The sequence below is a fragment of the Lachnoanaerobaculum sp. MSX33 genome (assembly GCF_000512995.1).
In the GTDB taxonomy this organism is placed as follows: domain Bacteria; phylum Bacillota; class Clostridia; order Lachnospirales; family Lachnospiraceae; genus Lachnoanaerobaculum.
Window position 1 is genome coordinate 23774 of record NZ_AZXX01000066.1, and the last position, 13635, is coordinate 37408.

A 13635-nucleotide genomic window follows, 5' to 3' on the forward strand; every position below is an offset into this window, starting at 1 on the left:
TTCTTTCCTCCTAAATAAGTCCTGAGAATCCGGTAAAGGCAATTGCCATAAGACCTGCTGTAATAAGTACAATAGGCATACCTGATACTACATGAGGTATATCATTATTTTCAATTTTCTCTCTGACACCTGAAAGCAATACTATAGCCAAAGCAAATCCGCTTGCAGTACCCACTCCGTATACAAGGCTTTGTGCAAAATTGTATTCCTTTGCAACATTGTCAAGAGCAACACCCAAAACCGCACAGTTGGTTGTAATAAGAGGAAGGTACACACCCAGAGCCTCATAAAGTGAAGGCATATTTTTCTTTAATACCATCTCAACAAACTGTACCAAAGCCGCTATAACAAGAATAAATACTATAGTCTGCAAATACTCAAGTTTAAGCGGAATCAAAATATGTGTATAAATAAGGCTGGCCGCCATACTTGAAAGAGTGATAACGAATATAACCGCAGCACCCATACCTACAGAAGTTTCAGTCTTTTTTGATACACCGAGGAAAGGACAAAGTCCCAAAAATCTGCTAAGCACTACATTGTTTACCAGTGCCGCACTAATCAAAAGTAAAATCAGTTGAGTCATTATTTACCCTCCCCTGCATTAGCTGCATTTTCCTTCTCAGCCTTTGCCTTAGCAAGAGCCTCTTCTTTCTTTCTCTTTGCCTCAAGTTCCTTTTCTTCTATATCCTTATCAATAGCATTGTGATTGTGTGCCTTACTTTCACCAAAGCATGCCGAACAGTTTCCGCCACAAGCTATATCAGATGACATACCTGTATTTGTAGCACTTGGAGCCTTAAAGTAATTTTGTAAAGCCGACAAAAGTGCAAGTACAAAGAATGCACCCGGAGCAAGTACAAGTATTGAAATAGTAAAATCGGTAGGTATTATCTGATTGTTGTTAGGTAAAGCAATAAGTCCCTTAAATATAGTTCCGGCACCGATAAGCTCTCTTACAAAAGCTATGCAGGAAAGTGAAAGCGTAAATCCGATTCCCATTCCAATTCCGTCAAAGAAAGACGGAATTGCAGGATTCTTTGAAGCATAACTCTCCGCTCTACCAAGAATAATACAGTTAACAACTATAAGCGGTATATAAATACCGAGTGATTTATAAAGTTCAGGTGTGTAACCCTGCATCAAAAGCTGTACCACCGTAACCAAAGATGCAACGATAACTATAAACGCAGGGATTCTCACTCTGTCAGGTATTATATTTCTCATTGCAGAAATAATTAAATTTGAAAACATCAAAACGGCTGTTGTAGAAAGTCCCATACCTATAGCATTTACTACAGATGTTGTAACCGCAAGTGTAGGACACATACCTAACATCAGAACAAAGGTAGGATTTTCTCTGAATATACCGTTATATAAACGCTCTAAACTCTTGTTCATATTTCCTCCTTATTCCAATATTGAATTAAAGTAAAGCGCTGCATTGACAGCATTGGTAACAGCTGTACTTGTGATGGTAGATCCGCTTATAGCCGATATCTCATCATCTGCACCTGCAGCACCCTTTACAAGCTTGAATTCTTTTGTATTTTTATTTGCATACTGACCGTAGAAAGACGCTTCCGCCGCTCTCATACCAAGACCCGGTGTCTCTTCAAGTGTAAGGAATGTTATTCCGACCACAGTACCGTCAGACTTTATGCCTACGGATATTTGTACCGTACCGTTATATCCGTCTTTTGATGTTGATGTTATAACTCTGCCTATATTATTTCCGGACTCATCCTTTGCGGTAACAACTTCATCAATATTTGAATGTCCGAAGCCCTTACCTGCAATTTCATCTGCCGTCTCCGCTATCTTTGCCGTATCGGCTTCATTCTCCTCAAAATCCTTAGCCTCCGGGAAAACAACAGCATAAGCCTCATTCTTTGCCGCCTTTGCCGCAGCCGCTATAGGAGCCTTAGTTATATCGTATACAAATCCCAATACAAGGCCCGAAATAAGGGTTATAGCAAATAAAATAATCGCATCTTTTACAAATCCTGATTGTTTTTTCATGCCTTCTTTGCCTCCCTTCCAAATGCCTTCGGCAATGTTGCCTTCTCTATAAGCGGAGCCACTACATTACCGATAATGATAGCATAGGAAACTCCCTCAGCATTGCCGCCGAATAATCTGAATAAACCTGTAAGTATACCGATAAATATTGCAAAATACACCTGTCCCATTTTTGTAACAGGACTGCTTACATAATCTGTTGCCATAAAGAACGCACCGAATATAAGACCGCCGCTGAGCACATGGTATAAAACTGTTGTAGGATTGTAATCACCGAATAAGAATACAAATACAGCCACTGTAGCAATATATATAAGCGGTATTCTAAGAGAAATAACCTTTCTTACCACAAGATAAATTGCACCGATAAGTAAAGCAATAGTTGAAACCTCTCCTATTGTTCCCGGTATCCTACCGAGGAAAATATTTACAAGATCATACTGCTCAAGTGCATCTGTAATTCCCTTTGCCTTTAAGAATGCAAGAGGCGTAGGTGTAGATGATGAATCATAGTTCATAGCCACAGAACTGAAATTTGTCATACTTCCGGCAAATGATATAAGCATAAAGCATCTTGCAGCCAAAGCCGGATTCATAAAGTTTTGACCAAGTCCGCCGTAAAGCTGTTTTACAACAATTATTGCAAATACACCGCCGAGTATAGGCATCCAAACAGGAATCTGAGGCGGCATATTAAGAGCCAATATAAGTCCGGTAACCACAGCGGAAAAATCTCCGATAGTTACAGGCTTATTCATTACTTTTTCGTATAAATATTCAGCAAGTACACATGCAAGAACTGTACATATAACCACTATAAGCGCAGATAAACCGAACTGAAAGCAACCGAATGCCAAAGTAGGTATCATTGCAATACAAACATCCTTCATGATATTTGCTGTGGATGAATTATCCCTTACATGAGGAGATGATGAAACATTAAATTTGCCTGCCATTATTTCCCCTCCTTCTTTGCCGCTTCAGCTCTTCTCTTTGCTGCAACAGCCTGACGCATATATTTAAATCCTTGAGTAAGTGGTCTCTTTGCAGGACATACATAAGCACATGAGCCACATTCAACACATTCCATACCGTTTAACTTTTCGAATCCTTCAGTGTCATCCTTTAACGCCTTATCCATCATAAGAACAGGCACAAGAAAACTTGGACACACATCAATACATCTTCCGCATTTGATACATGGTGTTTCAGGATTTTCCTCAACTTCATCTTCCACAAAAGTTGTAATTGAAGATGATGACTTGGTAACAGGAATATCAAGAGTAAACAAAGCCTGTCCCATCATAGGTCCGCCTGAAAGCACCTTTTTAGGCTCAGTCTTGAAACCGCCTGCCGCTTCAATAAGTTCCTGATAATTGGTTCCCGTTCTTACTTTAAAGTTTTGCGGAGTAGTAACGGCATCACCTGTTATAGTTACAATCCTTCTGATAAGAGGTGTAGACTCGGCTACCGCATTATATATTGAAATAACCGTATCCGTATTGTCAACAATACAGCCTACATCTGCAGGCAAAAGACTTGAATTTAGCTTTCTTCCTGTACAAGCAAAAATCAGCGAACGCTCACCACCCTGCGGATACTTTGTATACAGCTCCACAACCTCTATTTTCGATTCGTTTTGTACAAGTTTTTTAATTTTCGCAATAGCTTCAGGTTTGTTATTTTCAATACCTATAATGCCTTTTGCATTCGGGAAAAGCCCGAGTATAATCTTTAAGCCTTCCACCAGCTTTTCAGGTTCTTCCATCATAAGTCTGTAATCACTTGTAAGATAAGGCTCACATTCCGCACCGTTTACAATGATGTAATCAATCTCATTTTCGTTCTTTGGTGAAAGCTTTACATGTGTCGGGAAAGCAGCTCCTCCGAGTCCGACAATACCTGCGTCTTTCACTATTTTTCTGATTTCATCTTTAGAAAGTTTTGTATAATCTCTTTTTTCTCCAAAACCTTCTACGGCACGATATTCCTTATCATTCTCAATGATAATAGAATTCACCATTGAACCGTTTGCCACTCTTCTGGGTTCAATCTTTTTCACTTTTCCGGACACCGAGCTTACCACATTGGCTGATATGAATCCCCCCGCCTCTGCGATGATTTGTCCGACCAGCACTTCATCTCCGACAGCCACCAAGGGTTTTGCAGGTGCACCGATATGTTGGCTTAACGGGAACACCATTTCAACTCCATTTGGTTGTAGTACCGTTATCGGATGTTCCATTGAGAGTTCCTTGCCCTCATATGGATGTACACCACCAATAAATGTAGCTAATCCCATATTTTTCTCCTCTTCTATTCGGGTAATTAAATGTAAGAAATCAGGCAGTAATTTGTGTAAAACAAGTTAAATTAATTGTCAATTTTTAGATTATTTTCAAGCAATTTATAATCTCCTGACGCACAAATAGACCAAGAAACCAAGACAACTCTTAGCCTTTCGGTATACTGCCGTTTGAAGCATTTTTCACCCTCATTTTCTTTAATTATACCATATTTGTACAAAGTTACAGACGATTTTCAAGGATTTATATTGTATTTTTTTGTATACATCCTTTTGCATTACGGAAAGCAAGGATTTTTTACAAATATTTATTAATAAAATTCTCTCTATCTCTGCATTAATATGTTACTTCCAGTCTATAATTTTATACAGAAAAATTCAATCTAAATAAAAATAATATAGCAAAAATATTTTTTTGCCAAATAAAAAACTCCCACCAAATTCAGAATTCGGTAGGAGCAAATGTTACATTTTATCCGGTGCTTCTATTCCAAGCAAATTTATAGCGGACTCCAACAATTCTTTTGTAAGAAGAATTGTTGCAAGGTATCCTTTTTTCTTTTTCTCATCAGCTTCAGAAAGTATCTTTATTTCATGATAGAATGAGTTGAATGTATTTGAAACCGCATAAATATACTGACATATTTTATGTGGTGCAAGTTCATTCCATGCAGATTTCATAACTTCATTAAACTGTGACAATTCCATATAAAGCTTTTTATGTATATCTTTCACAGGAACTGTTAAATCACTCAAACTCACCTTTTGTGAGCTGCTCTCATAGTATTTTTCAAGTATAGACTTTATTCTGACTATTGTATACAGAATATAAGGTCCTGTATTTCCCTCAAATGATATAAATCTGTCAATATCAAATATATAATCCTTTGCAGCCTGATTGCTTAAATCACCATATTTAATAGCCGCAAGTCCTACAATCTTTGCAGTATTTCTTGCTTCCTCATCGGATACATCTCTTGATTCCTTTATCTTTGCAAATACGGCATCCTCAATATCCTTAATAACAGTCTCAAGGCGAACCACTCCGCCGTCTCTGGTCTTTAAAGGCTTTCCGTCTTTACCGTTTATTGTACCGAATCCGATATATTTAAGTTCATGATTTGGAGGAACTATTCCTGCAATTCTTGATACTCTGAAAAACTGTGTATAGTGAAGTTCCTGTCTCTTATCCGCAATATAGATATATTCATCTGGTGAATAAAGCTTTTCTCTTTCCACCAAAGTACCGAGATCCGATGTGGCATAAAGTGCCGCACCGTCGGATTTTCTTATTATACAAGGTGGCAATTCCTTCTTATCGCCTTCCATAGCTATATCCACTACCAAGGCACCTTCAGAAACTCTTGCAATTTTTCTGTCTTCCAAATCTTTAATCAAATCCGGTATATAAGGATCGGCATCAGACTCACCCTTCCAGAGATCAAAGTCTACCAAAAGTGAGCTGTAGTTTTTCTTTAAGTCCTCTACGGATACATTAATTATATGCTTCCAAATCTCTCTGTACGGTCTGTAACCTTTTTGAAGTTCCAAAGTGGCTTCCTGTGCTCTTTGCTTAAAATTCTCATCAACCTTTGACTTTTTTGAAGCCGCAGGATATATTTCTTCCAAATCATTTAAACTGAAAGGCGCTTCCTTCGGGCACTCTCCGTCATAGTTTTCCTTAAAATAAACAAGCTCAGGTTTTCTCTCTCTAAGCTCTTCTATTATAAGCCCCATTTGAAGCCCCCAGTCACCAAGGTGCACATCCGCAATCACCTCATTACCGAAGAATCTTCCCATTCTTTTTAAACTCTCTCCGATGATCGCAGAACGTAAATGTCCGATATGAAGAGGCTTTGCAACATTTGCACCGCCGTAGTCGATTATTATTTTCTTTGCAGGATTATCAAGCTTTATGCCATACTTCTGTGAGTTTGACATGTCTCTCACATATTTCTCTATAAAAGTATTGCTTATATTTATATTGATAAATCCCGGCATAATAGCTTCAATTTTTTCAAAGCTCTCACTTTCTTTTAGGATTTCAACAACCTCATTTGCTATATCAATAGGCTTTTTCTTATATTCCTTAGCTGCCGCCATTGCGCCGTTGCATTGATACTCACATAGGTCAGGTCTGTTTGAAATATTGGCCTTTCCGTACTTTTCATCATATGACAATTTTGCAAATGCACACTTAAGCTCATCTGAAATCAATTCAATAATTGTCTTCATATATCTCCAGTCTGTATATTTTATTTTTATGCACTATACTGTGCAACTCAACTACAAAAAAGACGGTCAAGATGACCGTCAAACATTGAAAATTTTAAACTCTTGATAAATACTCACCTGTTCTTGTATCAATCTTAATCTTATCACCAAGATTTACAAACAATGGAACATAAACAACTGCACCTGTCTCCACTGTTGCCGGCTTTGTAGCACCCTGTGCTGTATTTCCTGCAAATCCCGGCTCTGTATCTGTAACTTCCAACTCTACAAATAAAGGTGGCTCTACAGAGAATACATTACCGTTGAATGAACATATCTTAACCATCTCATTCTCTTTTACAAACTTAAGTGCATCTCCAACCTTGTCTGCATTAAGTGCGATCTGATCATATGTCTCAACATTCATAAAGTTGAACATATCTCCGTCTGCATATAAATACTGCATATCGGCTCTGTCTATTCTTGCCTGTGGGAATTTCTCAGTAGGTCGGAAAGTTCTTTCAACAACGCTACCTGTAATTACATTCCTAATTTTTGTACGAACGAATGCAGCTCCCTTTCCCGGCTTAACATGCTGGAATTCAAGAATCTGAAAAACCTGTCCTTCCTCAATCTCCAATGTCAAACCATTTTTAAAATCACCTGCTGAAACCATTAATATTTCCTCCTAAAAACTTTCATGCGATACTTGAACTATTTTATAACAATTTTGATGTCAAATCAAGACTTAGTTTGCTCTATTATGTACTCCATTGCAAGAGTATATCCGCTTAACCCAAGTCCTGCTATCTGTCCTGTACATACAGGCTGTGTAAGTGACTTATGTCTGAACTCTTCTCTGTCTGAAATATTTGATATATGTACCTCTACCTTAATACAATCAAGACTCTCAAGAGCATCTCTTATAGCTACACTTGTATGTGTAAATGCTGCCGGATTTATGACTATTCCTGCAGGCTTTTCAAAAAATGCCTCCTGAAGCTTATCCACTATGGCACCCTCGTGATTACTCTGAAAGCATTCCACATCCACGCCAAGCTCTTTTGCCTTTTTATCAATCATATCCAAAAGATAGCTGTAGACCTTGTTTCCATAAACTTCCTTATTTCTTATTCCGAGGAAATTCATATTCACACCGTTTATCACCAAAATTTTCATTGCATTCTCTCTCTAAGTTTCTCTGTCAACAATACTTTTACTTTTTCTATAATATCTTTTTTTACTTTAATATTATTCCATATCTCAAAGCTTGCAACACCCTGAAGAATAAGCATATCCAGACCGTTTATACAAGTCTTTCCTTTTAATTTCATCTTCTTAATAAATGAAGTCTCAAAAGGCGTATAGATAAGATCGATACCCGAGTTGCACTTTTCATAAAATGCCTCTTCTTCTATTATACAATCTTCAACATTCGGATGCATACCCACATTCGTGGTCTGAAATACAAAATAATTATCCTTATCCAAAAGATTTATATTTGACTTCAAATCATCCAAAGAAATAACGGAAATATCTTTAATACCGACCTCCGCCTTCAGTTCCTTTGCCTTTGAAATATTTCTGTTTACAAGAGTAATTGACTTTACACCCTCTTCTATTGCCAGATAAAGTACAGCCTTTGCGGCACCTCCCGCACCCAAAATAATTATGTCCTTACCCTTTATGCTAAGACTATTATTATAAAGGCTCATTCCAAGCCCGATAATATCCGTATTGTATCCCTTATAACCGTTTTCAGTCTTTATAAGAGTATTTATTGCACCTATTTTTTTAGCCCTGTCATCAATATCGCTAACTATATCAAGCATGTCCTTTTTATATGGAATAGTTACATTAAAGCCCTTGATATCCAATGCAAAAGCGCCTTTTATGGCCTCTTTGATATTTTCAGTCACATGAAATGCCGAATAGCTCATATCTATATTCATTTCTTTAGCCAAAGTATTTTGTAAAATCGGAGAAAGGCTGTGTGAAACGGGATTTCCTATGATACCGTAAACTTTTGTATCAGCACTAATCATTCTTTTTCACCTTATCTATCTTAATTTTATAAAAGAAAAGTACAATTCTTTCAAAGAACCTTTTTAAGACTATCTGTATCTCTTCCTTAGGGCTTATGGGATCCACTAAAACAGAGTATATTCCTGCATTATTCGCCCCCCATATATCCGTAAAAATCTGATCTCCAACAAAAAAAGTCTGTTCTTTTTTTACATTCAAAGTATTTATCGCCTTTATATAGCCCTTTTTTGAAGGTTTGTCAGCCTTATATATATAAGGCGATCCGACCGCCTTTGCAAACGGTGAAACTCTTTTTTCTTTATTATTTGAAATAAGACAGGTCTTAAATCCTATTTCCCTAAGAGATTTAAAAAACTCAATATTTGACCTGTCAGCCTTTGTTCCATGAGTGGTCAAGGTATTGTCTATATCAAAAAGAACAGCTCTGAATCCCTTATTATAAAGCCCCCTATAGTCTATCTCATATATATCTTTCTTGTGTAAATCCGGAAAAAGTTTATTCATAAAAATCATTTCTTTAAAAGCTTTGAGATCTCATCTACAAAAGTATTTACATCCTTAAACTCCCTGTATACAGATGCAAATCTTACATATGCAACCTCGTCCAGTTCCTTTAATTTTTCCATCACAAGCTCACCTATCTTTCTGGTAGGTATCTCACTGACTTCCATAGAATAGATTTGGTTTTCTATATCATCCACCGTTTTTCTTATTACAACCGTGGAGACAGGTCTCTTATGACAACTTTGGATGATTCCATACTCTATCTTTGACCTGTCAAAGTTTTCTCTGCTGTCATCCTTTTTAATTACCATAAGAGGAATAGTCTCAAGTTTTTCATATGTGGTAAATCTCTTATTGCAGCTCTCACACTGTCTTCTTCTTCTTATTGAGGAATTGTCATCCGCAGGACGAGAATCAATAACCTTTGTATCCTGCGCCTGGCAAAAAGGGCATTTCATAAGTTTATTCCTTATCCATAATTATAATTCATTTATTTTTGCATCTTCATTTTCATCAAAATAGTATGGAAGATTCTGATAATCATCAATGTCATCATAATCCAATGAGTCACCATACTCTTCAATAAAATATTCAAACGGATTGCTGTTATCACGATAGCTGCTGTAGCTGTTATCATTCGAGACTATAATTCCTATAAATATTACAATTGCCGCAACAATTGAAAGTATAAAGCCCAAAATAGATAAAGCAAGTCCTATACCTGCCTTTGCATCTATTCCATGTCCGTTTCTTGTAGACAACACAAAAAGTACTATACCAACTATTCCAAGCGGAAGCCCGAAACACATGCAACATAATACACAGCTCAGTATTCCGACAATAAGACATGCTACCGAATATTGTTCTTCGTTCATTTATCCTCCTTTAAATCATTTCATCCAAACATATAGACCCGTAAGGTCTGATTTTCATCTTATAACTTGACCCTTTCCCAAGGAATTTATCCATATATGAAACATACTCATCACTGTAATTTTCAGGAACCATAGCCATAATAACTCCTGCAAATCCTCCACCGTGAACCCTGGTTGCCCCAACATTCTTTTCTTTAAGGAATCTCTCGGATAAAGCCAATGCCACTGTAATCCCCTGTTCATTCGGTGCGGCATTTGTATATACGTTTTGAAGATATTTCCATGATGAATTTCCGCTGTCTGTTATATTCTTTAAGAAAGAATCAAAATCATTGCTCTTTAATGCTTTTATTTCATTATCAACTCTCTTATTCTCATCAAAGAAATGAATACTTCTAAGTACGGCTCTGTCACCTGCAAAAGCTCTTATTTTTGAAAGATTATTATAAAATTCATCTTCATTTACCTCAGATAATGTAGACTTTCCAAAAAACTCAGCCACCTTTTTCATCTCTGCAGGTATGGAAGAATAGTCGGCTGAAAGATCCGCATGTCCTCTTCCCGTCTGTACAATTATAAGATCATGCTTTGCTCCCGCAAAATCAAAGTCCATTTCTTCTACATTCGGTGAATCTGGATTTGCAAAGTCTATACTTATAAGCCCTCCATAGGCACAACACATCTGATCAAGCAGTCCGCTTGCCTTATCCCAATAGTTGTTCTCGGCATATTTTCCGATATATGCATAGTCTGTTTTTGAAAGCTTTCCTTCATTAAATAAAGTATTTATTATCTGACAGATCAAAGTTTCAAATGCGGCTGAAGAGCTTACCCCGGCACTTGAAATTACATTGCTTGTAATATAGGCATCAAAACCGCCTATACTCGCACCCCTTTGTTCAAATCCTGCCAGTATTCCCTTTAAAAGTTCTATTGTACCTATCTTATCTGTTCCCGGCTCAATGTCCTTTATATTTACTCTGAACTTCTGTGAAAACGACTCACTTATTATATTAACAAAGTCCGAGTCGTTTTTTGCGGCAACCGCAACACAGTCAAGATTTATGCTTCCTCCAAGTACCTTACCGTTGTTATGGTCCGTATGGTTTCCTGAAATCTCTGTTCTTCCCGGAGATGAAAACAGTTTAACATCCTTTTCTCCAAATTCCTTTAAGAAACCCTTTAAAACAGCTTCATATCTCTTTAAATTATCGTCAACTCCGGATTTTCCGTAAAGCTCCTCTAATAACTTTTGACCTCTTGTCTCCAATATATCCCTTGCCTCAAGTAAATTCATATACCCCTCGCTTAATATTTTAATTAAAGCATAAATACAATTCTAATATCTATACATTCTAAAGTAAGTTTATCATAAATCCAAAAAAAGTACACAATTTATTATTGTGTACTTCAGTTTATTTTTGATCTATCCGATTGCAAGAACTATTCCGCCGTCACCTGCGTACAAAGTGGCAACTCCTGCACCGTTTACAACCTTAACATCCTTAAATTTATTGCTGTCACGGAAAAGCTTAGCTACACTCTCGCCTCTTTCTTCATTATTTATATGAGTAATACATACAATCTTTTCGGATGCATTTTCTCCCGCTTCAGATATAGCAAGTTCAACCATTTTCGACAGTGCTTTCTGCATGCCCCTTTGCTGGTCTTTCTTTACTATCACACCGTCTACGGCACCCATAATAGGCTTGATATTTAAAGCTGATGCTATAAATGCACTCACCGCCGAAAGCCTTCCGTTCTTTCTAAGTGTATCAAGAGACTCCAAAACAAAATATGTCTTCATCTCATCTCTAAGCTTAATTATTCTCTTTGAAATCTCTTCAAATCCAAGACCTTCTTTACATAATTTATCAAGCTCAAGCATAAGTCTATACTGCCCTGCAGATGCCGACCTTGAAGAAAGCACTAAAATATCCTTTTTTTCATAGTCCTCTTCGTAAAGTTTCTTTCCGATCTCGGCACTTTGATAACTTCCGCTAAGATGCTCTGAAAGAGTAACAACAAATGCCATATCAGTATCACATTCCAAAACTTCTTTAAAAGCATCCGGTGACGGACAGGCACTTTTTGGTCCTATTTTCGATTCGGCCATTCTCTTTATAAAGTCTTTTTGATCAAACTTCTCGTCGTCTATAACCTGATAATCTCCGATTTCAAGTGTAAGCGGCACAATTTTTATATTATCATCTTTTTTTAGATTCTCATCCAAATCCGTACAACTATCCCCAATTAATCTATATGTCATATTTTTCAACTCCGTTTAATGTAGTTTTTAAAACTACATCCATTATAGTAATATACTTATTATAAGTCAAGTATACTGACATACTGATTATGAAAGTATTGATACATCATAAAAACAAATGTTCAAATATTATCTACCGTTATCTTTAAATAACATAGAAAGATTCAAAGTGTCATTCTCATAAAGAACTTTCTCTGTTTTGTCATCCGTTATATATACTATCCTACCTGGTATATCTGACCCATTTACTCCTATAATATCCAATACTTCTATAAAATACTCTCCATCAACAGTTTTTCTACTCATATAATCAATTAATGCACTTAAATCATTACACTCATGAAACTCTCCCAATCCCTCTCCCTCTGATATTGTCTTTTCAACTATACATCCATCTTTCATATCGCTTCTTGAGATTCTGATATTTTTCATATTATTATTAAAGTTGTCTATACATTTCAAAACTTTATCAGATTCTATTATTCGGTATTCATACATATGATTATTTTGCTTTGTGATATAAGCTCGTATATCATCACTCACTCTTCTTATTAAATTTTCTTCTCCACCTTTTAATATACCTTTATTACCATAATTGTCACTATACTCTAAGTCTGCATCTAAAGCATCAGCCAAAGTTATTATCGGTATGATTTGATTATAATATATCAGTGCATTTTCCTTTCTTTTACTATTTATATGTTCTATATAAAAAATTATAAATATAAATACTAAAAATATTGATATCAATAATATAGCCACATTTATTTTTTTATACATATAGCTCTCCATTCTTGACAATATTATCTCCTATGTTTTTTCAAATTCATCGTATAGTCAAAACTTCAGGTTTATCATCTGAATTGTCTTCCATGCGAACCACTTTAATCTTAACCTTATTGTTATCCTCTATAAACAAAGTAAAGTCTTTACCATATTCTATATACTCCATAATATCTTCCTGCTCACCTTTCTTTACCCATATTATATTCATATCTTTAGCCCAGCCGACCTTATCAAGGCTCTTTACTTGCACATGCAAAGGCTCCTCATACATAGTAAGTTTGTAGGAAATATCTCGCTCAAGTTCATTATTTCCCTTTTCTATAATACATACTTCACCTTTCAGATCTGTTGCAATTTCATTTAATCTTTTTATTCTATTTATGTATTTTGGAGCATATGTCATAGTAAATCCCTGTATTATTTTATCACCACCAACATCAACGCTTATCCCGGCTTCTAAATATAAAGGATCGCAGAAACCGTATATCCCGTGTGAACCATATCCATAAGCATAATCTCCCCTCTTACGATTCCCAAAAAGTTCAAAATCAACATCAGAAATACCTTCTCCGAATCCTGTCTTTATACTTACGACATACCATTTAGGTTTATCC

General features: G+C 36.3%; 15 protein-coding genes and 1 pseudogene. All 16 read right to left on the reverse strand.

What is annotated here, in order from left to right; genetic code table 11:
- Positions 1–10 precede the first annotated feature (10 nt).
- The gene (gene rsxA, locus HMPREF1495_RS07585; protein WP_007591387.1) at positions 11–586 is read right to left on the reverse strand and encodes an electron transport complex subunit RsxA; all 576 of its coding nucleotides are present in this window, start codon (positions 584–586) and stop codon (positions 11–13) included.
- Complete coding sequence (gene rsxE / locus HMPREF1495_RS07590; protein WP_007591386.1) at positions 586–1401, reverse strand: electron transport complex subunit RsxE; 816 nt, start codon at positions 1399–1401, stop codon at positions 586–588. The genes rsxA and rsxE overlap by 1 nt, the downstream gene beginning before the upstream one ends.
- Positions 1402–1410: 9 nt before the next feature.
- Positions 1411–2022, reverse strand: a complete 612-nt coding sequence (locus HMPREF1495_RS07595) for an RnfABCDGE type electron transport complex subunit G (protein WP_034213422.1) — start codon at positions 2020–2022, stop codon at positions 1411–1413.
- Positions 2019–2978, reverse strand: coding sequence for an RnfABCDGE type electron transport complex subunit D (locus HMPREF1495_RS07600; RefSeq protein ID WP_034213425.1), 960 nt, complete (start codon positions 2976–2978; stop codon positions 2019–2021). Before HMPREF1495_RS07600 ends, HMPREF1495_RS07595 begins: the two co-directional genes overlap by 4 nt.
- On the reverse strand, positions 2978–4324 hold the full coding sequence (gene rsxC, locus HMPREF1495_RS07605; protein WP_034213426.1) for an electron transport complex subunit RsxC: 1347 nt from the start codon (positions 4322–4324) through the stop codon (positions 2978–2980). Before rsxC ends, HMPREF1495_RS07600 begins: the two co-directional genes overlap by 1 nt.
- Before the next feature lie 468 nt (positions 4325–4792).
- The gene (gene argS / locus HMPREF1495_RS07610; RefSeq protein WP_034213429.1) at positions 4793–6562 is read right to left on the reverse strand and encodes an arginine--tRNA ligase; all 1770 of its coding nucleotides are present in this window, start codon (positions 6560–6562) and stop codon (positions 4793–4795) included.
- A 94-nt stretch (positions 6563–6656) separates the two neighbouring features.
- Positions 6657–7217: an elongation factor P gene (efp, locus tag HMPREF1495_RS07615; protein WP_007591379.1), complete on the reverse strand. Its 561-nt coding sequence runs from the start codon at positions 7215–7217 to the stop codon at positions 6657–6659.
- Positions 7218–7282: 65 nt separating this feature from the next.
- A complete protein-coding gene (aroQ, locus tag HMPREF1495_RS07620; protein ID WP_034213431.1) occupies positions 7283–7720 on the reverse strand; it encodes a type II 3-dehydroquinate dehydratase in 438 nt (145 codons plus the stop codon).
- Positions 7717–8586, reverse strand: a complete 870-nt coding sequence (aroE, locus tag HMPREF1495_RS07625) for a shikimate dehydrogenase (RefSeq protein ID WP_034213433.1) — start codon at positions 8584–8586, stop codon at positions 7717–7719. The genes aroQ and aroE overlap by 4 nt, the downstream gene beginning before the upstream one ends.
- Positions 8579–9100: a YqeG family HAD IIIA-type phosphatase gene (locus HMPREF1495_RS07630; protein ID WP_034213434.1), complete on the reverse strand. Its 522-nt coding sequence runs from the start codon at positions 9098–9100 to the stop codon at positions 8579–8581. The genes aroE and HMPREF1495_RS07630 overlap by 8 nt, the downstream gene beginning before the upstream one ends.
- Complete coding sequence (gene nrdR / locus HMPREF1495_RS07635) at positions 9097–9549, reverse strand: transcriptional regulator NrdR (protein WP_007591373.1); 453 nt, start codon at positions 9547–9549, stop codon at positions 9097–9099. The genes HMPREF1495_RS07630 and nrdR overlap by 4 nt, the downstream gene beginning before the upstream one ends.
- 21 nt (positions 9550–9570) lie before the next feature.
- Positions 9571–9966, reverse strand: a complete 396-nt coding sequence (locus HMPREF1495_RS07640) for a hypothetical protein (protein ID WP_034213437.1) — start codon at positions 9964–9966, stop codon at positions 9571–9573.
- Between the two features lie 10 nt (positions 9967–9976).
- The gene (locus HMPREF1495_RS07645; protein WP_034213439.1) at positions 9977–11263 is read right to left on the reverse strand and encodes a galactokinase; all 1287 of its coding nucleotides are present in this window, start codon (positions 11261–11263) and stop codon (positions 9977–9979) included.
- 129 nt (positions 11264–11392) lie between these two features.
- Positions 11393–12235, reverse strand: a complete 843-nt coding sequence (locus HMPREF1495_RS07650; RefSeq protein ID WP_034213442.1) for a DegV family protein — start codon at positions 12233–12235, stop codon at positions 11393–11395.
- A 129-nt stretch (positions 12236–12364) separates the two neighbouring features.
- Positions 12365–13015: a hypothetical protein gene (locus HMPREF1495_RS07655; protein ID WP_242832874.1), complete on the reverse strand. Its 651-nt coding sequence runs from the start codon at positions 13013–13015 to the stop codon at positions 12365–12367.
- Positions 13016–13061: 46 nt separating this feature from the next.
- A pseudogene (locus HMPREF1495_RS07660) lies at positions 13062–13635 on the reverse strand (hypothetical protein); the annotation flags it as partial.